The following is a 23316-nucleotide window of genomic DNA, read 5'->3' as shown; positions in this document are numbered from 1 at the left end:
CATGCGAAGTATTTAATTTTAAAGGTATTGGAGGGGAAGGCTGTGGAGGAGAACGAGCAGCGACGGCAGCTGGATGAGATTATTTCTTCCTTTCGCCGGATCAGTCATGCTTTTCAGCAGCTGCTTTGGAAAGACGCGGAAGAACTAGATATTACGCCTACCCAACTGATGGTCTTGCGTAAGATCTCTGCACATCCTTCTATTGGAATCACTGAGCTTGCAGAGCTGTTGCATCTCGGAAATAGTGCGGCCAGTGGAGTTGTGGACCGGATGGTGAAGGCTGGATTGCTGACGCGTGAGCGGTCTGAGAGTGATCGGCGGATCTTCCAGTTGACACTGACTGACAAGGGCAGTGAGATTATGGAGAAAAGCAAAGCCTCACTGAGAAGATATCTGTTGCCGCTAGCAGACATCCCTACCGAGGATGCAGGTGAACTGCTACGCATACACGGTGAAATCGTGCAAATATTAGAACAAGGGAGAGACAAAAAGAAATTATGAGTACAATAACTGCTAATGCTACGGCAGGCAAAGCTATTCGCAGAGGTCCGATTATCGCGGCGCTCTTGATCGGAGCATTCGTTGCGTTGCTCAATCAGACGCTGATGAATGTGGCGCTGCCGAAGATTATGGAGGACTTGAACATTCTGGCCAATACGGCCCAGTGGCTGACAACCGGCTTCATGCTGGTTAACGGTGTACTGGTACCAGTCAGCGCGTATCTGGTGGAGAAGTTTACGACCCGCCAGCTGTTTATTACGGCAATGGTTCTTTTTTCAATAGGTACGCTGGTGTGCGGTGTCGGCACCGGCTTTGAGATGATATTGGTCGGCAGACTGATTCAGGCTGTCGGTGCAGGGATTCTGATGCCGCTGATGAACATTGTGTTCCTGCGCATCTTCCCGATTGAGGAACGCGGCAAGGCGATGGGCTTAATGGCGGTAGCGATGATTTTTGCGCCGGCTGTCGGTCCTACACTGTCCGGTTGGGTTGTGCAGAACTACTCTTGGCGGGTGCTGTTCTTTATTGTCTTGCCGCTGGCTATTTTCTCCACGCTGCTGGGTGCGAAGACGATGCAAAATGTAGGGAAGGTCACTTCTCCTTCGCTGGATAAATTAGGCGTCATTCTGTCCACACTCGGCTTCGGCGGTTTACTCTACGGCTTTAGTGACGCGGGAACAGACGGCTGGGGCAGCACCACGGTTATCGTGTGTCTCATTCTGGGTGCAGTTTCCCTGGCGTTGTTTGTATGGCGTCAACTGAAGATCGACAAGCCACTGCTGGAGTTTCGAATTTTCCGTTATAACATGTTTACACTAACTACCATCATCAATATTATCATTACAATGGCGATGTACTCCGGTATGATTCTGCTGCCGATTTATCTCCAGACGATTCGCGGCTTTACGCCGATGGAATCCGGGCTGCTGCTGCTGCCGGGTGCGATTCTGATGGGAATCATGTCGCCGATTACGGGGATTATTTTCGATAAGATCGGTGCCAGATGGCTTGCGGTTATTGGTCTAATTATTACTACAATCACGACTTGGGAATTCGGCCATCTTACAGATTCCACCTCATACACATACCTTATTCTGACGTATACCGCGCGGATGTTCGGGATGTCTATGCTGATGATGCCGATTGTCACTGCGGGTCTGAATCAGCTTCCGCAGCGTCTTAACTCTCATGGCTCTGCGATGTCTAACACCCTGCGTACGATCGGCGGCGCGATGGGGATAGCTGTGTTCGTCAGCTTGATGACTAATCGCACCAAGAGCACAATTACCGACGCTTTGGTTAGCGGAGCGGTCTCCAAGACAGACAAAGCCGCCATGTTGAAGCTGTCGCAGGAAGCAACCATTAACGGTATTAACCATGCCTTTATTGTGGCTACCTGGGTGACTGTTGCTGCATTGGTACTGTCATTCTTCATCAAGAAAACCTCGCCGCAGGCAGATTTTCTGAAGACAGAAGTCGAAGCTGAGGCCAAGTAACAGGCTTCTTGAATGCATTAAAGAAAGGGCTGTTCTCACCGGATTGGTGGGAGCAGCCCTTTTAGTGTATCAATCCTGCTTAGCATACTTTGCGGCGATTTCTGTTGCGAGCTTTCCTAGTTTCTGCCGAATGGACTCTGGTTCAAGTACCTCGACAGACGTGCCGAAAGCAAGCAGGAAGCCATAGAACCAGCTGTCCTCGGGATAGTGGATCGTTACGAAGTACCCTCCGTTGCCGTCAGGCTGCAGCTCGGCAGCATCAAAGCGATCCTCTGCCAAATGCCTGCCTTCGGCAGCAAAATGCAGTACGCATGGGACAGGGCTGCCCTCTCTCTGCCAATCCCCTCCCCAAGGTAGTCCCTCCAAGGGAAGGTCCTCTCTTGTATAGGTCCGCGTCTCCTTCACCAGTGACTTCATCCGCAGCAGCTTGAAGAGGCGGAAGTCCTGCCGCAACCCGCAAATGCCGTATAAATACCAGGCCTGTCCCTTCAGTACCAAGGTGTAAGGCTCGACAGAGCGCAGCGTGATGTGACCTTCCGCATCCACATATTCAAACGAGACAGCTACGCCTTCTTCCAGAGCTTCTTTAAGGAGCGTCAAGCGTTCTTCCAAAGGCCCATTTAGCCCGCGTGGTGAAAAATCCACGATGAGCTGGGTGGTCTTGCTGCGGAAGGCAGCCGATTGAGATGGAGGAATTACGCTGCTGATTTTCTCCATGAGCAAAGTATGTTCAGTCCCTCCGGAGGAGGAAACGCCTTGCAGCGCAGTGAAAATATCAGCCAGTTCCTGATCGGTCAACACGTTGCGGTCAAGGCGGTAACCTTCCATTAGACTGATCCCACCGCCTGCTCCTTGAGTAGTAAGAACCGGAATGCCGGCTGCATTAATCGTGTCAATATCACGGTAAATGGTGCGTACAGACACTTCGAACATGTCGGCAAGCTCTTTAGCTTGAATATGGCGCCGATTAATCAGCAGGATGACGATAGAGAGTAAACGGTCTATTTTCATTAGAAATCTCACTTTCAAGAGGTAATCGTGCAAATGCGTTTTTTTTCATTTTAACAAAATAAAACGGTTAAACCTATTGCGTGATGTCTTTGTATTAGATTAATATCTAATTAGATATTAATCTAATTATAGGGATGAGGAAGAATCATGAACTCATAATCTGGTGGTGCCGTTTTGAAATACCACCGCGGTTATACCCGATTATTCATCACAGGAATTATTAATGGAATTGGTGACCGCTTCAGTCAGGTGGCGATGCTGTCGCTTGTGCTGCATCTGACGGGATCGGGGCTGGCAGTGGGGATATCACTTGGGGTCAGGGTGTTGCCTTTTCTGCTGCTGGCTCCGCTTGGGGGCATGCTCGGCGGAAGATTGCCACGCAAAATGATCATGATTGCTACGGATTTGCTGCGGGTACCGGTGGCATTGGCCTTCTTATGGGTAGACGGTCCGGACAAAATTTGGGTAATCTACGCCGCGAGCTTCCTGTTGGCTGCGGGAGAGGCCATTTATAGTCCGATTCGCAAATCGTCCATTCCGCTGCTGGTGAAACGGGAACGCCTGCTGGCTGTCAACGGGATGGAGCAATTGATGATGGGCATAGTGCTGATACTGGGTGCTTTTGCCGGTGGTGTCGTTTCGTTATGGTTCGGTCCCCAGTGGGCATTCATTTTGAATGCCGTATCCTTTCTGCTTGCTGCGCTAATGCTTGCCGGTATTCATTTTCCGCAAGGCTATGGCAGTAGCTCGGACGGGAAACAAGCTCAAGCTCAAGAAGAAGCTCAAGAACATTCCCAAGAACACGGCCAGGCTCAAGCCCAAGAGCAGGCTCAAGAACAAGGCCAAGCCCAAGCTTCTACGAGATCAACCCCATTTTCACCGTCGCTACGCAGTGTGTGGAGCATAGTGGCCGGTAGCATAATCTTGCAGATTATTTTTGCTTTTGAACTGCTCGTACCACTAGTCAATGGGTTGGATAATGTACTGATCAGCGTATACGCGGTGCAGGAATTTGGGGCTGGAGATTTGGGAGTAGGTGCTTTTTATGGTGCACTCGGTATCGGGCTTAGCCTTAGCTTTTTGGCTGGACGTTTGCTGAATAAGAGGCTGCTCCTGGGAGCGCTGGGTGGATTACTGCTGGAAGGTATGCTCTTGATTACAATCAGCTTTAGTGAGAGTTTCGTGGCTGTGTTTGGGCTGTACATTATACTTGCCTTCACAGGAGGCATCGGCAGTGCCTGTCTCGATACTTTGTTGATGAGGGAAACGCCTGTAATCTACCAGCCGATCATTTTCGGATGGCTCACGGCCGTGAGCAGTACACTCCTGGGCTTGTCCATGTTTGGTGCGGGACTTGTCCTCGAGACCATGAGGCCAAGGCAGCTTGGATTATGGGGCGGAGTGGGCTTCGTATGTATTGCACTGATCTTGTCTGTGTATGCCAAAATTCGTATGAATAAGAAAAAGGACGGTTCAATCACCGTCCCTTGGAAGTCTCTTTGATTTTAGTCTCAAGTTTAAGTTTGGCTCTGCGCCGGAGCAGGAAGCCTGCGATTCCTTTGCGATAACGGTACATGAGTATCAGGACAACTAAGCCTGCAATACCAGAGATAATCCAGATTGCATATAGCTCGAAAATATGGAATACGCCCATCCACTGCGGCCCGAAGACTCGACCGATGCCAAGGAACAGTACAACCCAGAACAAAGCGCCGCTGTAGGCATACAAGGCGAATTTACGGAAGGGCAGGCCGATAATTCCGGCGAAATATCCGGTAAAGTGACGTACACCAGGGATGAAATAACCGATTGAGATCAGGACACTTCCGTATTTTTCGAACCAGCGTTGCGTCTTCTCCAGCTTGGTTTCTGAGAACAGAAACCATTTGCCATATCGCTGAATGAAGGGTAGTCCGGCTTTGAGTCCGATGAAGTAGGTAATGGTCATACCGACCGTAGTTCCGAGAAAAGCGATTAAGACTAGTAACGTAAAATCCAGTCTGCCCGTATAGGAGAGAAATCCGGCGAAGGCCATCGTGGTCTCCCCTGGAAAGGGCAGCGCGACGAATTCCAGCAAAAGTCCGAAGAACAGTACGCTGTATCCATAGTTGGCGAATAATTCCTGAATCCATTCCAGTACTTCCATAAGGTATTCACTCTCCAAAGGCGAAAAAGCCGTATTCTAATTGAAAGCTTGTCTTCATACAATCTACTAACGGCTTTGAGAGCCAATAGAATGCTGGAGGTAGAAAAGATGAAGGGTAACAATAATACAAACGGCCGCCGGATAATGTTCCGCGGATTGCTCATTATGGCCATGGCATTGCTGGTGACATCAGGCTGGGGAACAGATACGTATTCCGGGTCCGGGTCGGCAAGACCCCTTCCACTACAGGCAACAAATGCGGATGCCTCTTCTTCTCAGCATAATCCTCTGGCAGCTCCGGTGCAAGCGGACCCGGTTACTCCCGCTGTCCCGGCTGTTTTGGCAGCAACACCTATTGAAAATTCGACGCTAAATGCGGTTCCGATACAACATCTAGAGCTACCCACAACAGTGGCAGAGACGGCTGTAGTTCAACAAGTGGCAGCCACAGCAACCAAAGCAGCTAAAACGGTCTACCTTACGTTTGACGATGGTCCGAGCAAAATCACGCGGGAGGTCCTCGATATTTTGCAAAAACAGGGGGTTAAGGCAACCTTCTTTGTGCTCGGAAACGCTGCAAAAAGCCACCCCGAGCTGATTAATGCCATCTGGGAGCAGGGGCATGCCATCGGCAATCATTCCTATGATCATGATTACCATAATCTATATAGCGGATTCACCGCATTCTGGAACCAAATTAAACAGACAGAGAATATTATCCGTGAAATTACAGGTGAACGTCCCCGGCTTGTTCGCGCCCCGGGCGGAACGTCTGGTCATTTTGATGATACCTATTTCCAATTGTTGAATCAAGCGGGTTATCTTGTCATGGACTGGACGGTAGACAGCGGTGATTCCCGGAGAAAAGGTGTACCAGCAGCTGAAATCCTGCGGGAATCTACCAAAGACTTAACGTCTTCCGAGGTTGTACTGCTGCTGCATGATGGCGGGGGACACGGGGAAAGTGCCAAGGCACTGCCCCAGATTATTGCTCGCTACAAGGCAGCAGGCTATACCTTTAAGGTTCTGGACGATAGTGTCAAGCCCGTGCAGTTCAGGGTATCAGCCAAGGCAGCGGACTTGGACCGGCTGAAGCCTTCCAATGCTTGGATCGCTTCCAATATCCTGCCGAATGTCGCACTTTTCCAGCCGGGCAGAACACTCGCACTAGAGGTAGGGCTGCTGGAGGCCAAATTGAATCCGGGTGAATATAGAATCATTAATGGACAATACATGGTGCCGCTGCGGGCTGTGGTGGAACGGCTTGGTGGACAGGTGAGGTGGGATCAGACAAGCCGCAGTGGTCAGGTGATCTGGAACAGCAGGACCGTGACAGCAGATGTATCTGGAGGGGAACTGCTTGTCAGTCTTCCAGGAGGTGCTCAGGAGAAACGGGCTGCCAGGGTGGAGATCATCGGCGGCGCCATCTGGGTGCCACTGAGAGAATTGCTGGAGACAGCTGGACACCCTCTGGAGTCAATCAGTGCTACTTCGGAGGAACGCCGGGTAAAAGCTGCCTGACACGGCAGTATCCTGTTCCTGCTTGAGCCGGCAAAAAGGATGAAAATAATAGTCTGAGGGGATCTTTTCCTGGAAAGAATAGATATTAACACGCTCTTGCCCGAGGTTCGCATCACAGGCCTAGGGGCTATAGAGCAAGTCTATGTCCGAAGGAAGGGTATCCCATTGTCCTCTTCATCTCAACAAGAAAGTCATGGAAAAGAAGGCTCACAGCCGATCTCAAGGGCGGTAACGCTCAGAAATCGTAGTAGTGCTCTAGGAGAATGGCTGCGAATGCTGACAGCAGGAGGCATAATTGGTGTCCTCTACGCCTGGCGTGGAGGGCAAGCGCTGCTCTTCCTCTTGTGCGTAGTCGTTCTTCTCTTGCTGGGCGGGTTAATACTGCAACTCTTCGGGCCTCGCCGGATCAAAGTAGAGCGAACGGTTACGCCAACCCGTCCTGTTGCGGGAGACACACTCCGGGTGCAAGTTCAGGTCAGTTTCACCTCACGGATTCCACTCCCTTGGATGATCATATCCGATGATTGGGGGAGTGTCAGCCATCAAGAACTGCTGTTTCCTGGATTTCGCCGTTCCTTCTCGTATACCTATAAGTTGAACGAGTTGCCCCGAGGAGTTCACCGGTTGCGGGCCTGCAGAGCGGTGTGGGGGGATCTGCCAGGCTGGTTTACGGGCAGCGGCAAGCCTGTAGGGGAGGCCACTTTCAAGGTGTCACCTGCTCCATTATATTTCCGCTGGTCGGCGCCGGAAGGCGGGGTGCTTCCGGATCAGATCAGATCCGCGAAGTGGAATCGTGGCAGCAATGAGGAGGCTGTCGATATCCGTCAATATGCGCCGGGAGACCCGTTGAACCGGATACACTGGAAGAACAGTGCGCGTCGTGGTGTTCTGCAGAGCAGGGTGCCGGAACAGGAACGTGGGCGCATGAATTGTGTTGTGCTGGACAATTGTGCCGTGAGCTATGAGGTTCCTTATGGTGCACTTGGAGCACGAGGACGGAGGGGCGAGAGACCTTCCGGCTTTGAGCAAGCGGTGTCAGCGGCAACGGGACAATTGCTCTCTGCTGAACATACCGGAGCGTATGTGCAGTTGTTTACCGGAGGTTGGCCCGAAGGGCTGGCGCGTCATGAGGGGCTAGGAAAGCTGCCAGTTCGGGTGTTGGACATGCTTACTGAAATTGCCCCGGACGGTGGACGAAGCTTGCCGGAGCTGCTCGAGGATGCCGCTCGTAGCTGGATTCCGGGAATGTCTGTTGCAGTGATTACCGGACAGCTTAACGAGGATTCGGCCAAGGCTATTGCACGTTATCTCGTGCAGGGTATCAAGATGGATCTCTATTATGTATGGGATCTGCCTGCTCCTCAGAGAGGCAGCGCCGGTCGTGAGAAGTCTTCCACTGCGGGAAGTATTTCAGACAGTCTGCGCCGTCTCGGTGCCACATTATATTGCCTGGACGGTGCGCTGCCTGTTTATGGACACGGGGAGGTGGAATTCCATGAATCAGCCGGAAAACCAACCATACGGTAACAAAAAATCCGGTGCGATCCGGCACAGTTACGGGGGCGGATTAGGAGCGCATAGAACGGAGCCCCCCCTCACTGGGCGGGAGGCTTTCGGGAAGCCCCAGGCTTACGATGTTCAGACGGCCGGGACTTTAACCGGAGCGGAATCAGGGTCCCACATAATAGAGAACAGCCAGGTCGGAATGCAGGGGGAAGTCCCTCTCGGGTACCGCCTACTGTTCTCTTTGCCTGTTTTAGGCCTGTTTGTCCTGTGGCTTTCTCCACTGTACCGGGTCTCAACTACTCCTGAAACGGCCGGCCTGATGACAACTCTGATGTTAACGGCGGCTGTGCTTATTTTCTGGGGCATGCTTCAGCTACCTGGTTGGCTTCTTTTGACGCTACAGTTTACGAGTATTGCTTTGGCCTGGGTGTATCTGGCAGGTGGGGAAGAGGGGACCGGCTGGTTGGCGGAATACCCGGCAGAACTGTTAAGGGATCTCGTTATGCTTTTGTCAGGACATGTTGCGGATTTGGGCAATGCCAGCAGATTGCTGATCCTAGCCGCAGGCTGGGGGATGCTGGTCTCGTCTGTGCAGCATTTGGCAATACATAGGGGGAGTTCCTCGCTTTTTAGCATGGTATCCATGGCTTATTTATTGTTGCTGGATATTGCCTTTAGCATCGAGACGACCATTGAGGTGATGCTGGCCGCAGGATTGATTTTATGGATGCGAGGGATGGGCGGGCTGTTTCGTTTACGGGAAAGAAATACCCACATGAGGATTCCTTATGGTCGTTGGGGCAGTACAGCGTTTGTCGTAGCTATTGTTCTGATGATAGGCGCTTGGTGCGGGGAACAGCTTTACGGCTCACGCTCCGTGAATCAGATCCCACTGCATTCTGCCTTCAGCAAGTTAAATGACTGGGCTGCCGGGCATATGAAGGAAAGTATAGAAGCCATGGGTAGGGGAACTACGGGTTACAGTTTGAGTTCTGCTGAATTGGGAGCCCCGTTAACACCCGGTACAGAGCCGGTCTTTACGGCTTTCAGCGATGAGCGGACTTATTGGCGCGGCGAGAGTTTGGCTTACTATGACGGCCGCCGATGGATCAGAGAGGCGGACTCTTTTACTCCGCTAAATCTTTCCGGTTTTCCACAGCCTCCTCCGGAAACTGATTCGGGGCTGACTGGCCGTAAGACACTGCGGCAGCAGATTCTATTGGCTGCGCCATCCCCGGGCGGGCTTCCGGTATTCAGCGCAGGGACTATTGAAGGCATGGAGTCCGGGGAACTGGAGGACGGAAGCCGTCTGGGCTATATTCTTGTCAATAAGGAAGGAGACAGCTTTCGTCTGCCGGATGAGGCAGGCAACGCCCGGGTCACCGGCTACACGGTTCTCTCTGTATTACCCGAATCCGATCACGCTGTTCTGCGTAATGTGCAGCGTGCTGACCCTGAAGAGATTCGCAGCAAATATTTAGAACTGCCATCCCAGATGCCTGCCCGGGTGGCCTCTTTAGCAGCCGAGCTTACGACCGCCGCTGGAAGCCGCTATGATGCTGCTGTGGCGGTAAGGGATTATCTGCAGAGTCATTATCCCTATACTCTGGATACGAAGCTCCCGCCTTCCGGGAGTGACTTCGTAGATGACTTCCTGTTCCAGGCAAAGCGCGGTTATTGTGTTCATTTTGCAACGGCCATGACCGTCCTGCTTCGCAGTGCCGATATCCCGGCCCGTTTCGTGCAAGGCTACGGGCCTGGCCAACTGGTGACAGGTCCCGGGCCGCAGCGGTATGCCGTTACTGAGGGCGATGCCCATGCCTGGGTCGAAGTGTACTTTCCAGGTGTCGGCTGGGTCCCCTTCGACCCTACGCCGGGTGGCGCGGGTGCTGGCACCGCGCAGCCTCCCGTTCCGGCGGCTTCCTTGGCGCCGGCCGGGTCCGGCCTCTCCGCTGCTCAGCACGCGGAGAACTTGCCCGCCCAGCCGCTGCCGGGCGGGCCGGTACCCGCGCCGCTCCAGCTCGCGGCGCTGGCGCTTCCCGCCGCCGCGTGGCACTGGCGGCGGAGCCTGGCCCTGCTGTGGGCTTCGCGCAGCAGGGCTGTGGGCCGGGAGAGGCAGCTTCGCGCTGCCTCTCTGGCCTGGCACGGGCTGGCGGCGCGGTATGGGCCGCCGCCGCCCGGGGTCACGGGCAGGGAGTACGCAGACTCCCTGCCGATCGCAGATGCCGGACTGCGCGCAGCGGTCCGGCGGTTCGTACGCCAGTGGGAGACCCTGGCGTACAGCGGGTGCGGCGGGTCACCAGCTTCCCGCCGCACTCCCCCGGCGGCTTCTTCCGCCCCGTCATCAGCCGCCGATGAAGGTGAAGCCTTTCTGCGGGAATGCCTCAGGATCACCTTCCGGCTGACTTAAATCATCTGCAGGAAGTGGAAGGTCAGGCATTGATACACTTGCAAGAAGCGGTGCCCCTTGAAAAAGGAAGCGCAACCGCATCATTTATGTTGCCGCCTTCATCGATCCTGACAGCAATCGACATGACAAAATCCAGCCAAATCCATGCCCTCCTTTCCTTGACGGTGCGAATTAACCATGAGTATAATGAATCCAATAATCAAGGGAGGCACGTAATGAACAAGCCAAATGAAATCATCGTTGTTCTCGATTTCGGAGGACAATACAACCAACTTATCGCGCGCAGAATCAGAGATTTGGGAGTATATAGTGAGCTTCTGCCTTACAATACACCAGTGGAGAAGATCAAGGCGTTATCGCCGAAGGGGATTATTTTCTCTGGTGGACCGAGCAGCGTATATGCTGAAGATGCACCGCATGTAGATCCGGCGATTTATGACTTGGGACTGCCAATTTTCGGCATTTGTTACGGAATGCAGCTGATGGCCCAGCAGCTTGACGGTAAGGTTGAACGTTCCGCTAAACGCGAATACGGTAAAGCCGATGTTGATTTTGTAGAAGGTGCTCAGCTTGTTAAAGGGTTGGACAACCGTCAGACTGTATGGATGAGCCACGGAGACCATGTAGTGGAGCTTCCGTCAGGCTTCAAGCTTGATGCAGGTACCGAAAGCGCGCCGATTGCGGCTATGAGCAATGCCGAGCGCCAGTTCTTTGCGGTACAGTTCCATCCTGAGGTTCGTCACTCCGAGCATGGTAACGAAATGATCTCGAACTTCCTGTATGAAGTGTGTGGCTGCGAAGGCAACTGGACGATGGAATCGTTTATTGAAGAAGCCATTCAAGACATCCGGGATCAAGTAGGGGACAAAAAAGTACTTTGCGCCCTTAGTGGCGGTGTTGATTCTTCCGTAGTGGCGATGCTTATTCACCGTGCTATCGGGGATCAGCTGACCTGTATGTTTATTGATCACGGTCTCTTGCGCAAAGGTGAAGCCGAGAGCGTTATGGAGATGTTCGTCGGTAAATTCGATATTCATGTGGTGAAGATCGATGCCAAAGAGCGTTTCATGAGCAAGCTGGCTGGTGTGGATGATCCTGAACAAAAACGTAAAATCATCGGCAATGAATTCATTTACTGTTTCGATGAAGAATCGGCCAAGCTGGGCGACTTCTCCTTCCTTGCACAAGGTACGCTGTATACGGATATTGTGGAGAGCGGAACGGCAACAGCGCAAACTATCAAATCTCACCATAATGTAGGCGGACTGCCGGAAGACATGAAATTCAGCTTGATCGAACCGCTTAACACCCTGTTCAAGGACGAAGTCCGCAAGCTGGGCGAAGAGCTGGGCATGCCAAGTGCTCTCGTATGGCGTCAGCCGTTCCCAGGCCCGGGTCTTGCTATCCGTGTGCTGGGCGAAGTGACAGAGGAGAAGCTGAAGATCGTTCAGGACTCCGACTACATTCTGCGTGAGGAAATTATCAAAGCCGGTCTCGATCGCGAAATTTGGCAGTATTTCACTGCATTGCCGAACATGAAGAGCGTTGGCGTTATGGGTGATGCTCGTACGTATTCCTACACCGTAGGTATTCGTGCAGTAACCTCCATTGACGGCATGACCGCAGACTGGGCACGTATTCCTTGGGATATTCTTGAGAAAATTTCCGTACGGATCGTTAACGAAGTAGAGAATGTAAACCGTATCGTTTATGACATTACTTCGAAACCGCCTGCAACAATTGAGTGGGAATAGGTCATCAGCAACAATAGATTGAATAAAATACTCTCTTTTATCTGCGTTGTTTAGCAAATAGAAGGGAGTATTTTTTATGACGAGAATCAAAGAGTTAATTGAGGATTTCAAACTTAATCCAGAAATTTTGGGTAGGGAAACGAAGTGCGTTGATCTTCGTATATTTCGCTTGTATAGGTGGGAAAGGTTTGCGGATAAAGGGTTAGGTGTCACCGAAGCTGAGGAAGTGAAGCAGCTTCAAATCAAGAAACACATACAGAAACGCCAGTGTGTCGGAAAAGAAGTCAACAGAACGATCAATAACAACATTGCTACGTTAAAAGTGTTTTTTCAATACTTGGTGAGCGAAGATTTTTTAGAATGATTGGCTCTTCTCTTGCCGATTGCATAAAGAATAAGTAACCCTAGCAAGCCAAGTAAAGTAATTATTATGTCTCTTACAGAAGGAACTTCATGGATCACAATGAAAAAGGTAATTACGAATACAATTAACGCTACTGGAAAAATTCTAGCTAAAGTAGATTTCTTTTTAAATCCAAAACCTATTTGTAATGAGCCAATTAAGAGAGTAAGTAAGATAATCAGTATTGTCTTCATAGAGAAAAATCTCCCGACTATATTTTATTTAGCCATTTTAATCTATAATATAACACTCTTTGAGGATTACAAAATTTAACATTTTTCGATGTCTATACTAGGATATTTTTAAACTGTTTAAATAGTAATACGTGGGTTGGACATCATAGATTATTTACACGTGACGTCCTGTATTGGATAACCGAATCGTGTTAAATGCGATGATTGGGGTTGCACGTTCAGGTGTTCTATGATCGGCGAAGGAACTGATAGATGGTCTTTTTTTTGTGTGTTATAGAGTGTAAAGATTCATTGTTAACGTGCAGCCTAGTGGTAGTAGCGCTATGTTTAACAAGCTTTTCTTGCTGATTCCCATATGAAATTGGTGGGAAATGTCGTTTTTACGAACAATACAAAAAAAATACTGTTTATTGTTCGTTTTTGTCATTGACAAGGGATGTCATATCCCCCTAAAATGATAAAGCACAACAACATCATTTACTCGTATAATTCCGGGAATTGGCCCGGAAGTCTCTACAGGTCACCGTAATGACCTGGCTACGATTAAGAAGAGAACAATCTCCTGTTGGTCTTCGCCCTTAGATTGGCGATATGCAGGAACCTACTCTTTTTTATCTGGCCGGTGTCTATCAGACTCCGGCTTTTTGTTGCTGTCAGACACAACATACCTTAGGGGGAGAACAATTTGAATCGCTTTTTCAAGTTGAAAGAGAATGGCACTACCGTTCGTACAGAGATTATGGCCGGCTTGACTACGTTTATGGCAATGGCTTATATCCTGTCCGTAAATCCCAACATACTGACCGCTTTTGGCCAGATCGACATGGGATGGTATTCTGTATTTTTGGCTACAGCGATAGCCGCAGGTGTTTTCACTATTGCCATGGGGTTGTTCATTAACTTCCCGGTTGCATTAGCACCTGGTATGGGACTCAATGCTTATTTCGCATCGGTTATCCTGTCATCCGCCACATCGGATCATCCATTCACTTGGCAGATGGGTCTTACCGCCGTATTCATTTCCGGTTTGATCTTTATCCTGCTAACGGTAACCAAGGTACGTCAGATCCTGTTGACAGCTATTCCTGACAGCCTGAAGCATGCAATCACCGTCGGTATCGGCTTGTTTATTACCATTATCGGCCTTAAGAACAGCGGAATCATGACGATCGGCGTAGAAGCCGTAAACGACATTGCCGCTCATAAGTTCACAGATGTCCTTTCTTTTGAAACAGTTATCCATCTGGGCAGTCTGGAGAATACCAATGTCCAGCTTGCAATTATCGGCCTGCTGCTGATCGCAATCCTGATGGTACTGAATGTTCGCGGCGCGATCCTGTTCGGTATTCTAGGTACTACTGCAGTGGGAATTCTGATGGGTGCAGTGGATTTCAGTCCTCTGTCCAACCCGCAAACACCATGGGTTCCTGATTTCACTCAATTGAACTTCATGGAATTTGACTGGGATGGCATTCTGCATACCGGTATCATTTCCGCCATTGCGACATTCACTTTCGTGGAGTTGTTTGATACTTTTGGTACACTTGTAGGTACAGCTCAACGTGCTGGCATTATGGACAACCCTGAAGAAGGTAAGAAGCGTGTAGGTAAGGCAATGTTCGTAGATGCGGTGGCAGTAGCTGGTGGTGCCATGGTCGGAACTTCCACAACTACGGCTTATGTAGAGAGTGCTGCCGGGGTTGCTGAAGGTGGTCGTACAGGTCTTACCGCGGTAACTACAGGCGTCTGCTTCCTGTTGGCACTGTTCCTTGCTCCTGTGGCTGCGCTTATCCCTGGTTCTGCTACAGCTGCAGCTCTAATTGTTGTAGGTGTGCTGATGGCGCAATCGCTTCGTAATATTGACTTCCAGGACATGGTCGTTGCGATTCCTGCGTTCCTGACTTTTGTTATCATGCCTTTCACTTACAATATCGCTAACGGTATTTCCTTCGGTATCGTTACTTATGTCATTCTTGCTTCTGTCTCAAACTTGGCTGGCAAAAAGAAATACGACATTCACTGGATGATGTGGGTACTCGCGATCCTGATTATTCTCCGTTATGCATTAATGGGTAGTCAGGGCTAAAACCCGTATCCGAGAAATCCATCCTGCGGTCCCTTCAATGTTGAAGGGGCCGTTTTTTTGTGGGTTTTGCGTATCGGACTTTCCATCATCCAATATTTAGATTATATTGTTGAAGAGGTGATAAATGTTGTCCAGCAGTCTAAATCGGGTATTTATCTATTGCAAGAACAACCCTTGGCTTGTACTAATGTTCCTGCTGGGAGCGATGATCCGGATAGTGTATATTGGTTCCATTCCGCCAGGACTGAATCAGGACGAAGCGTCGATCGGTTATGACGCCTACGCTATACTTCATTATGGGATCGACAGAAACGGAATCCACCTGCCAATCCACCTGATCGCCTGGGGCAGCGGGCAAAATGCTTTGTATGCCTACTTATCCATGCCATTTATCTGGTTATTCGGATTATCACCGGTAACGGTGCGGATGGCGAGTCTGCTTATGGGGCTAGTGGGTATGGTTGTATTCTATCTTTTGTCCAAAAGACTCTTCTCCTCCCAGGTAGCCGGTCTTGCCGCCATGTTCTTTATCGCTATTAATCCATGGCATATCATGATGTCGAGGTGGGCGCTGGAATCGAATCTGTTTCCTACGTTGATTCTGATCGCTGTGTACTGCCTGCTTCGATCTTTCGAAGCTCCGAAATGGTCCTATGCGTTTACAGTTGTGCTATCGTTATCGCTTTATGCCTATGGGACTGCCTATTTTTTTGTTCCGATCTTTGCTTTGGGAACTGTAATTCTTCTATTGTATAGAAAAGTGTTGAAGCTACGGACCATTCTATGGAATGGTGTACTGTTTATCCTGCTGGCTTTGCCGATTCTATCCTTTATAATGATCAATCGTTATCAACTACAGGGCTTTTCTACCCCGTTCTTTTCCATCCCAAGATTAACTACACCGCGAGTGGAGCAGGTCTCCTCGGTCTTCGGCGGGCAAATGCTCGACACAGCCTGGAGCAATCTCCGTGAATTTTTCAAGATAATGCTCAGTGGAAGTGATGGTCTGCCGTGGAATTCCATATCACCTTACGGTTACGCCTATTCTCTTGGATTGCCCTTTGTCCTGGTAGGACTTATTGTTATAATAAAGTCTTTACGGAACCGGGATTGTTACGGCACAGGCCAGTCGGTGATCTTGCTCTGGTTCGTGACAGCTATTTTGATGGCTGCTATTACGAGTGTGAACATTAACCGGATTAATGTTATTTTCTATCCTGTAATTTTGCTGATTGTTGCCGGCTTCTTGTGGCTTGGCCGAAAGATTAAGGGAGCGGGCCTGGTTGCAGCGGGTGGATTCGCCCTGTTTTTTGTTTTGTTTGGTATGGCGTACTTCCGTGATTTTCCAGAGAAGATCGGCCCTAACTTTTATGAGTCTATCGGAGAGGCCATCCAGTATGCTTCTGAGGAGACTGAAGGGAATATCTATGTTACCGATAAGGTCAACATGCCCTATATCTATGTACTCTTTTATGAAACGATCAATCCTCATGATTTTCAGAAAACCGTCAGTTATGCCAATCCAGGCGCTCCCTTTCAGCTAGTAAGCTCATTTGGGCGTTACAGGTTTGGGGGTCCGGCGATCGTTCCGGGTGAGCGGGCGGCATATATCTTCTGGAATGGTGATCCTCTCCCCGCCGGGAGTGAAGGATACGAGATTAAGAGATTCAAGAACTACACTGTAGTTGTTGACCGCGAAGGAATTTCACCTGTGAACCCTCAGGATACTGAAGGCGAAGATAGCCGTCATGAACTGATGAACGGAGGATTCGAGGAAGGGGCGTTGCATTGGACTTTTACAGCCGGGACAGGAATCGGGACCAATAATCCGTATCAAGGAAGTTCTTTGGCCTATCTTGATCCGGGTACAGAAAAGACCGTTGCCCAATTGATTTCCCCGCAGAATTCCGGGGAGTACAAGATCTCGGCAATGATTAGCGCAGGCGGGGGAGGCGGAAAGTTTGGCGTACGGGTTAACGGCGCTATCCTTACTGAAACCGAACTCACCGAAGGTGCAAGTTATCATCAGATTGAACTTCCCGCAGTGAGCCTGCAGAAGGGTGAACAGGCGGAGATTTATTTTACCGGCGGAAACGGCTGGATTAACATTGATGAGGTGAGGATGGAACAATGATGATCAAGAATACACGTGCAGCCGCAATACTCATTGTCATATGCGTACTCTTCATGCTTCCGGTGACAAGCGTGTTTGCGGAGGGCAACCTGCTGCAGAATCCGGGTTTTGAGGATGGGGATGACAGCGCTCCGTCCGGCTGGACAGAAGACGCATGGATTCCGGGGAAGGATGCCGGCTATGTGTCCGTGCAATCGTCCGAGGTCCATTCTGGCAGTAAAGCAGCTGTAATCGAGAATTTGCAGCCGAACCATTTGAAATGGATTCAGACAGTTCAAGTAGAGCCGGATCACTTGTATAAAATTTCTGGCTGGGTCAAAGTGGTGAACGCAGCAAGCGGAGGGTTTGGCGCCGGTGTGTTCATAGTTGGAGTAGGAGGTGGTTATCCAGGTGTCATGGAGACTGCCGGAGAATGGAAGTATATAGAGTTCATCGGCAAGACAGGTCCAAATCAGAAGGAACTCGGCGTGGGTGCCAGTCTTGGCGGTTATGCCAGTCTGACCCAGGGCAAGGCTTACTTCGATGATTTGGCTGTGGAACCGCTAGATGCTGCTCCTGAAGGCAGCAATATTATCTCGCTGGATAACAGTTCGGCACCTCAAGGAGGAGACAGCAAGCCTGCGGAAACACCGCACAAAATCTCTCCGGCAAAGTTGCTGCTGATTTCAGCGCTGTTCAGCGCCTTTTTCGCAGTGCTTTGTAACCGGGTCTTCCGTAACAACAAACTAATGAAGCAACCGGAGAATGTATACAGCCGGTGGTTATATATTTCGATTGGTGTAGCGTTGATTCTGCGGGTCTGGATCGGACTGACTGCGCAGGGTTACCAGAATGATATGAATACCTTTATTGCCTGGGGTCAGCGAATGCTGGATTTGGGGCCTGGCAGATTTTATGAGGAAGGGTATTTCGCTGATTACCCACCAGGATATTTGTACATATTGTATGTGCTGAGCGCGATCCGCGGGATATTTGGATTGGCACATGGCTCCGGTGGAGAGAATCTGTTGTTCAAGCTGCCGGCGATCATTTCGGATCTGGTGCTTGGTGGACTGATTTATCGGGCGGCCAGACAAAAACTCGGCTCCGGGATCGCACTTGGTCTTTCGCTACTGTTCTTGTTTAATCCAGCGGTTCTTATCAATTCCGCTGCTTGGGGACAGGCGGATTCCTTTTTCCTTATCTTCCTCCTGCTTAGCATTCAAGGAGCAGCGAACAAGTCGCTGGTACGGGCGGCCATCTGGTTTGCCATTGCCACACTTGTTAAACCACAGGCGCTTATCTTTACACCGGTGCTGTTGTTTGCCTTTTATCACCAGCGGGCCTGGAAACAACTTGCGCTCGGCGCAGTATATGGACTCGGGATCTTCGGTGTGCTGGCAGCGCCATTCTTCTGGAACAATGGTGGTCTAAGCGGACTAATTAATCTTTATAAAGCTACATTATCTTCTTATCCGTACTCAACCGTTAATGCCTTTAATCTCTATGCGCTAACGGGTCCGATGTGGTCGGCCTTGGATCAAACCTGGCTGGGAATCTCGTACAGAGGTTGGGGATTCGTCTTTATTCTGGTCGCCGTAGCTTTGGCGATGTTCTATTCATTCCAAAAGGATCGTAAGGATTTATCCAGATCATTCTTTATTGGCATGGTATTGATTGTTACTGTCTTTGTATTGGGTACAAAAATGCATGAGCGCTATATGTACCCTGCACTGATACTTACCGTATTCGCTTATATTCAAAGCAAGGACCGGCGATTCCTGACGTTGTTCCTGGGGTTCAGTTTGACCCAATATGTGAACGTCGGCTATACGCTGGCCCACCTGAATGCAGGCAACAACCCGGAAGCGGATGGCATCGTTATAGTGACGGCGATCACCAATTTGGCCTTGTTACTATACATGCTATATATTGGGTACGATGTATATGGAAAGAGCCGCGTGAAGAACCTGCTCCCTTTGCGCTCTGAGGAGGAGCATCGTTCGGAAGATCTGGGCTTAGTACAGAACATTCGGGTTCTCAAGGATAAAGCAGGGAACTCCCGATTCAAGCTGAAGCTTAGCCGTAAGGACTGGACCTGGATGCTTGTCATTACTGCCGTATATGCAGCAGTTGCCTTGTTCCATCTGGGATCTACGAAGGCACCGGAGACTTTATGGGAACCGGCGGCTAGCGGAGAGAGCTTCTATGTGGATCTTGGACAGAGCAGGCAGCTTGAGCGTGTGAATGTCTTCGGAGGCGTTGGGACGGGCAAGTTCAAGCTGGAATTCAGTGAGTCACCTGAAGCCTGGGGCAGCCTGCTCGAAGTCAATGAGGATGTCGGCAATGTATTCATCTGGAAAAGCCAGCCACTGAGTGTGGCAGCAAGATATGTGAAGCTTACCGTAGTCTCGCCGGGATTCACCTTGAATGAGATGGCCTTCTACGAGCAGAACGGAGGCAGAACACCGCTTCCGATTGCCAGCGTTACACCTGATGGGGGAACCGCCAAGCGGGGAGCACCCGGCAATCTGTTCGATGAGCAGTCGCTGATTCCGGAGTATTCCAACTTCATGAACAGCACCTATTTTGATGAGATTTATCATGCGCGGACCGCGTATGAGCATTACCACGGCATCGTGCCGTACGAGAACACACATCCCCCGCTGGGCAAGCTGCTGATTGGCATTGGGATGGAGTTGTTCGGTGTTAATCCATTCGGCTGGCGGATCATCGGAACGCTGTTTGGAATTGCCATGTTGCCGCTGATTTATATGATGGCGCTGCGCTTGTTCAAGCAGACCCGTTATGCGGCGCTTGCATCAGGATTGTTCGCTTTGGACTTTATGCATTTTACGCAGACAAGAATTTCTACTATTGATGTGTATGGCGTATTCTTCATTATGTTAATGTTCTATTTCATGCAGCGTTACTTCACTTTGAACTTCTATAAGGTACCACTCGGCAAAACGCTGATTCCACTGTTCTGGTCCGGCTTTTTCTTCGGGATCGGCGTGGCTTCCAAGTGGATTGTGCTGTACGGCGGGGCCGGTCTGGCCGTTATGCTGGCATTGGCACTGGTTGACCGCTACCGTGAATACCGGGCCGCCAAGCGAGTGCTGGCCGAAGGCCGCTTGAGTGATCAAACATTGGCCGTTGCTTGTCGTGGAGCGGTGAACTCCTTTTGGAAGAATACCATTATAACGCTTGCCAGCTGTATTGGATTTTTCGTTATTATACCCGCGGTTATTTATGGTCTGTCCTTTGTTCCCGCTTTGTCGCCATCGGCGAACGGCTTTACTTTGACGGGTCTGATTGATGCCCAGAAGAATATGTACAACTATCACAGTCAACTCGTTGCGACACATCCCTTTGCATCCTCCTGGTGGGAATGGCCATTCATGAAAAGACCAGTCTGGTTCTTTAGCGGTGGAGAAGGATTGCCAGCCGGGCAGGTCAGTAGTATCGTAACCATGGGTAATCCGCTTATTTGGTGGACAGGAATCTTTGCCATGATAGGTTCGCTGTGGCTGACAATTAAGCGCAAAGACAAAAATCTGTTCATGATTTGGATCGCGTTCTTTTCTCAGTATGTGCCTTGGATGCTCGTACCGCGCGAAACATTCTTATACCATTATTTTGCCATGGTACCGTTTATGATTCTTGCTATTGTATATGTAATGAAGCTTATTGATAGCAGATATCCGAATGCGCGGTACATTCGCTATATTTATGTTGGCGTGGCTGCGTTGCTCTTTATTGCTTTCTATCCAGTGCTTTCGGGTATGCAGGTCAATGGAAGTTATGTCACAAGTGTTCTGCGCTGGTTCCCGTCTTGGGTTTTCTAAGATTTATGATTTCAGGGCTTGTGCTGCCACAGGCCCTATATAAAATTTACTAGGAGGAACAAAGGTGAAGGCCAGATACAGTGTAGTAGTGCCTATGTACAATGAGGAGGAAGTCATCAGCCATACCTATGATCGGTTGAAGCAAGTGATGGACAGATGTGGCGATTCCTATGAATTGATCTTTGTTAATGATGGCAGCCGCGACCGGACCGTAGAGATTATGCAGGAGATCAGTAACCGCGATGAACGAGTCAAGCTGGTAGATTTCTCGCGAAACTTCGGGCATCAGATTGCGATTACAGCGGGTATGGATTATTCCTCAGGGGATGCGGTGGTGGTTATTGACGCCGATCTTCAGGACCCGCCGGAAGTTATTTTGCAGATGATAGAGAAGTGGAAGGAAGGCTATGAGGTTGTCTACGGGAAGCGGTTGAAGCGGCATGGAGAGACACTTTTCAAAAAAGTGACCGCGAAGCTCTTCTATCGGCTGCTCAGCAGTATGACGAGTGTGGAGATTCCCACGGATACCGGAGACTTCCGCTTGATAGACCGTAAGGTGTGCGATGTACTGCGGGGCTTGAAGGAGAAGAACCGTTATGTCAGAGGGCTGGTAAGTTGGGTCGGCTTCCGGCAGACCATGGTGGAGTATGTGCGTGAGGAGCGTTTTGCAGGGGAAACGAAATATCCGCTGAAGAAGATGATCCGTTTTGCCTTGGATGGGATTACTTCCTTCTCGCACAAGCCGCTTAAAATTGCTTCCTACGTTGGATTCTTCATCTCGTTTTTCAGTTTTCTGTATTTATTCTTCGTATTATTTCAAAAGGTCTTTACCTCCTGGACCGTTCCAGGCTGGACCTCCATTGTTGGCGTCAATCTGTTGTTCAACGGAATCGTATTGATGCTGCTGGGCGTCATCGGGGAATACATCGGCCGAATCTATGACGAGTCCAAAGACAGACCGCTCTACATTGTGCGTGAGACGAGAGGCTACCCTGAGGAAGAGCTGAAGGAGAGCCGGAAGGATAAAACTTATGTTCGATAATAACCGTCGGGCCGCGTTCATTCAATTCCTGAAGTTCAACGCGGTGGGATTACTTAATACCCTCATCGATTTTGCAGTCTTTACTCTGCTCCATTCCCTTGGGATGATGTATGGGCTGGCGCAAGTGTTCTCCTACAGTGCAGGCACCGCCAACAGCTTTATCCTCAATAAAAAAGTGACCTTTCGGGACAGTAAACGCAGCGGCAATAATGGCTTTGACCGGATACAACTGCTGAAGTTCATCATCCTGAATCTAACTGTACTTGGGATCTCTCTATTACTGATGCAAGTGCTGACGGATCGGTTTGGAGTGCAGGTACTTCTGTCCAAGGTGCTGGTAACCTTCGTCACTGTAATTATTAATTTTTTCGGAAGTCGTAAATGGGTGTTCTAGGAATGTAAAATACGGGGGTGAAGATCATGCGTAAGTTCTCTTATCTCATCATTCTTGCAGGAATTCTTGTCATGTTGTACCCGAAAGCGCATGAATGGTACGAAAACCGGCAGGAGCAGAAGCTGCTGGAAGAGGCGGAACATGGCTACAGTAATCTGGTCCCGGTCTCTGCCGATAATGATCTCAAAAGCAAATATGCTCAGGTAACGCAGTTGCTTGCAGAAGAGTCTGCCGCCGAGGAGCACCTGCCTCAAACAGAAACGCCTGCAACACCAGAACCTGAAATTGAGGTTGGAGGGAAAGTCATTGCTTTAATTGAGATCGATAAGATCGGCTTGAAACTGCCTATCCTTGAGGGAGCCACCAAGAATAATATGAAACATGCGGCTGCCCATATGAAGGAGACGGCTCCTATTGGCGAGATTGGCAATGCTGCAATTGCAGCTCATAGAGCGAGAACTACGGGAAGGCTGTTTAACAGGTTGAACGAAGTTGCCATTGGTGACACCATCACAGTGAAGACTAATGCAGAGGAATTGGACTACAAGGTCTATGATATCTCTGTAGTAGACCCTACGGATGTATCGGTGCTGAACGGGAATAACAAGGATAAGATCCTGACGTTGATCACCTGTGACCCGCTAGTAAACCCTACGCACCGTCTTATTGTTCATGCCAAGTTGCCCCAGACGGCAAAAAATTAATGTTTTTAAGAGATTAGTGTTATCTTTTCAATAATTTAGGGTAAATCTATTGATTTAGGCTTTGAATATATATATGAATATGCTAGAATTAACTTAGAAAGCTAAACACGATAACGGCAAACCTATCGAAAGGTAGGGACGCAAAGCTAAAGGGCCTTCCCGTAAGGATGGCAGCCAGCTACCGAAA

17 protein-coding genes and 2 riboswitches are annotated in these 23316 nt (G+C 49.8%); of the genes, 14 read left to right on the top strand and 3 right to left on the bottom strand.

The annotated features are described in order from the left end of the window. The first annotated feature begins 42 nt into the window (after window positions 1-42). Complete coding sequence (locus tag ACFVU8_RS23655) at window positions 43-501, top strand: MarR family winged helix-turn-helix transcriptional regulator (RefSeq protein WP_066374450.1); 459 nt, start codon at window positions 43-45, stop codon at window positions 499-501. Next, window positions 498-1997: a DHA2 family efflux MFS transporter permease subunit gene (locus ACFVU8_RS23650; protein WP_175372137.1), complete on the top strand. Its 1500-nt coding sequence runs from the start codon at window positions 498-500 to the stop codon at window positions 1995-1997. Before ACFVU8_RS23655 ends, ACFVU8_RS23650 begins: the two co-directional genes overlap by 4 nt. A 69-nt stretch (window positions 1998-2066) precedes the next feature. Here the strand turns inward: ACFVU8_RS23650 and ACFVU8_RS23645 are convergent, their stop codons facing one another. Beyond that, window positions 2067-3008 carry a helix-turn-helix transcriptional regulator gene (locus ACFVU8_RS23645; RefSeq protein ID WP_387430562.1) on the bottom strand — a complete coding sequence of 314 codons (942 nt, stop codon included), beginning with the start codon at window positions 3006-3008 and terminating at the stop codon, window positions 2067-2069. 174 nt (window positions 3009-3182) lie between these two features. Here ACFVU8_RS23645 and ACFVU8_RS23640 point away from each other — a divergent pair, with 174 nt between their 5' ends. Next, window positions 3183-4511, top strand: a complete 1329-nt coding sequence (locus ACFVU8_RS23640) for an MFS transporter (RefSeq protein WP_387430560.1) — start codon at window positions 3183-3185, stop codon at window positions 4509-4511. Here the strand turns inward: ACFVU8_RS23640 and ACFVU8_RS23635 are convergent. Next, complete coding sequence (locus ACFVU8_RS23635) at window positions 4486-5154, bottom strand: DedA family protein (protein WP_175372134.1); 669 nt, start codon at window positions 5152-5154, stop codon at window positions 4486-4488. The genes ACFVU8_RS23640 and ACFVU8_RS23635 overlap by 26 nt on opposite strands. Window positions 5155-5262: 108 nt before the next feature. Between ACFVU8_RS23635 and ACFVU8_RS23630 the strand changes: the two genes are divergently transcribed. From ACFVU8_RS23630 to ACFVU8_RS23610, 5 genes are all read left to right on the top strand, one after another. After that, the gene (locus tag ACFVU8_RS23630; RefSeq protein WP_387430558.1) at window positions 5263-6675 is read left to right on the top strand and encodes a polysaccharide deacetylase family protein; all 1413 of its coding nucleotides are present in this window, start codon (window positions 5263-5265) and stop codon (window positions 6673-6675) included. A 273-nt stretch (window positions 6676-6948) separates the two neighbouring features. Beyond that, the gene (locus tag ACFVU8_RS23625) at window positions 6949-8202 is read left to right on the top strand and encodes a DUF58 domain-containing protein (RefSeq protein ID WP_387430556.1); all 1254 of its coding nucleotides are present in this window, start codon (window positions 6949-6951) and stop codon (window positions 8200-8202) included. Beyond that, window positions 8171-10591 carry a transglutaminase TgpA family protein gene (locus ACFVU8_RS23620; RefSeq protein ID WP_387430555.1) on the top strand — a complete coding sequence of 807 codons (2421 nt, stop codon included), beginning with the start codon at window positions 8171-8173 and terminating at the stop codon, window positions 10589-10591. Before ACFVU8_RS23625 ends, ACFVU8_RS23620 begins: the two co-directional genes overlap by 32 nt. A gap of 215 nt (window positions 10592-10806) precedes the next feature. Further along, window positions 10807-12345, top strand: coding sequence for a glutamine-hydrolyzing GMP synthase (guaA, locus tag ACFVU8_RS23615; protein WP_379468354.1), 1539 nt, complete (start codon window positions 10807-10809; stop codon window positions 12343-12345). 76 nt (window positions 12346-12421) lie between these two features. Continuing rightward, complete coding sequence (locus ACFVU8_RS23610) at window positions 12422-12709, top strand: hypothetical protein (RefSeq protein ID WP_387430553.1); 288 nt, start codon at window positions 12422-12424, stop codon at window positions 12707-12709. Here ACFVU8_RS23610 and ACFVU8_RS23605 read toward each other — a convergent pair. Then, on the bottom strand, window positions 12676-12942 hold the full coding sequence (locus ACFVU8_RS23605) for a hypothetical protein (protein WP_387430551.1): 267 nt from the start codon (window positions 12940-12942) through the stop codon (window positions 12676-12678). The genes ACFVU8_RS23610 and ACFVU8_RS23605 overlap by 34 nt on opposite strands. A 461-nt stretch (window positions 12943-13403) precedes the next feature. After that, window positions 13404-13502, top strand: a riboswitch (purine riboswitch). A gap of 125 nt (window positions 13503-13627) precedes the next feature. Here ACFVU8_RS23605 and ACFVU8_RS23600 point away from each other — a divergent pair. From ACFVU8_RS23600 to ACFVU8_RS23575, 6 genes are all read left to right on the top strand, one after another. Then, complete coding sequence (locus ACFVU8_RS23600; RefSeq protein WP_175372130.1) at window positions 13628-15028, top strand: NCS2 family permease; 1401 nt, start codon at window positions 13628-13630, stop codon at window positions 15026-15028. A 124-nt stretch (window positions 15029-15152) separates the two neighbouring features. Next, window positions 15153-17162, top strand: coding sequence for a glycosyltransferase family 39 protein (locus tag ACFVU8_RS23595; protein ID WP_387430549.1), 2010 nt, complete (start codon window positions 15153-15155; stop codon window positions 17160-17162). Further along, entirely contained in the window at window positions 17159-20989 is a 3831-nt protein-coding gene (locus tag ACFVU8_RS23590) for a glycosyltransferase family 39 protein (protein WP_387430548.1), read from the top strand. Before ACFVU8_RS23595 ends, ACFVU8_RS23590 begins: the two co-directional genes overlap by 4 nt. A 64-nt stretch (window positions 20990-21053) precedes the next feature. After that, entirely contained in the window at window positions 21054-22031 is a 978-nt protein-coding gene (locus tag ACFVU8_RS23585) for a glycosyltransferase family 2 protein (RefSeq protein WP_379468343.1), read from the top strand. Further along, window positions 22021-22425, top strand: a complete 405-nt coding sequence (locus ACFVU8_RS23580) for a GtrA family protein (protein ID WP_387430546.1) — start codon at window positions 22021-22023, stop codon at window positions 22423-22425. The genes ACFVU8_RS23585 and ACFVU8_RS23580 overlap by 11 nt, the downstream gene beginning before the upstream one ends. A gap of 26 nt (window positions 22426-22451) precedes the next feature. Beyond that, window positions 22452-23129, top strand: coding sequence for a class D sortase (locus ACFVU8_RS23575; RefSeq protein ID WP_387430544.1), 678 nt, complete (start codon window positions 22452-22454; stop codon window positions 23127-23129). 105 nt (window positions 23130-23234) lie between these two features. After that, a riboswitch (cyclic di-GMP riboswitch) is annotated at window positions 23235-23315 on the top strand. Window position 23316: the final 1 nt, after the last annotated feature.

The organism is Paenibacillus sp. NPDC058177 (assembly GCF_042883835.1).
Classification (GTDB): domain Bacteria; phylum Bacillota; class Bacilli; order Paenibacillales; family Paenibacillaceae; genus Paenibacillus_AQ; species Paenibacillus_AQ agri.
Note: the sequence above shows the minus strand (reverse complement) of the source record. Positions and strands in the feature narration are given on the sequence as shown.

Excerpts from the sequence above, each read along its gene's own strand:
- ACFVU8_RS23580 (WP_387430546.1), top strand. The coding sequence starts at position 22,021 with ATGTTCGATAATAACCGTCGGGCCGCGTTCATTCAATTCCTGAAGTTC.
- ACFVU8_RS23605 (WP_387430551.1), bottom strand. The coding sequence starts at position 12,942 with ATGAAGACAATACTGATTATCTTACTTACTCTCTTAATTGGCTCATTA.
- guaA (WP_379468354.1), top strand. The coding sequence starts at position 10,807 with ATGAACAAGCCAAATGAAATCATCGTTGTTCTCGATTTCGGAGGACAA.
- ACFVU8_RS23630 (WP_387430558.1), top strand. The coding sequence starts at position 5,263 with ATGAAGGGTAACAATAATACAAACGGCCGCCGGATAATGTTCCGCGGA.
- ACFVU8_RS23590 (WP_387430548.1), top strand. The coding sequence starts at position 17,159 with ATGATGATCAAGAATACACGTGCAGCCGCAATACTCATTGTCATATGC.
- ACFVU8_RS23625 (WP_387430556.1), top strand. The coding sequence starts at position 6,949 with ATGCTGACAGCAGGAGGCATAATTGGTGTCCTCTACGCCTGGCGTGGA.
- ACFVU8_RS23575 (WP_387430544.1), top strand. The coding sequence starts at position 22,452 with ATGCGTAAGTTCTCTTATCTCATCATTCTTGCAGGAATTCTTGTCATG.
- ACFVU8_RS23610 (WP_387430553.1), top strand. The coding sequence starts at position 12,422 with ATGACGAGAATCAAAGAGTTAATTGAGGATTTCAAACTTAATCCAGAA.
- ACFVU8_RS23650 (WP_175372137.1), top strand. The coding sequence starts at position 498 with ATGAGTACAATAACTGCTAATGCTACGGCAGGCAAAGCTATTCGCAGA.
- ACFVU8_RS23645 (WP_387430562.1), bottom strand. The coding sequence starts at position 3,008 with ATGAAAATAGACCGTTTACTCTCTATCGTCATCCTGCTGATTAATCGG.
- ACFVU8_RS23635 (WP_175372134.1), bottom strand. The coding sequence starts at position 5,154 with ATGGAAGTACTGGAATGGATTCAGGAATTATTCGCCAACTATGGATAC.
- ACFVU8_RS23620 (WP_387430555.1), top strand. The coding sequence starts at position 8,171 with ATGAATCAGCCGGAAAACCAACCATACGGTAACAAAAAATCCGGTGCG.
- ACFVU8_RS23595 (WP_387430549.1), top strand. The coding sequence starts at position 15,153 with ATGTTGTCCAGCAGTCTAAATCGGGTATTTATCTATTGCAAGAACAAC.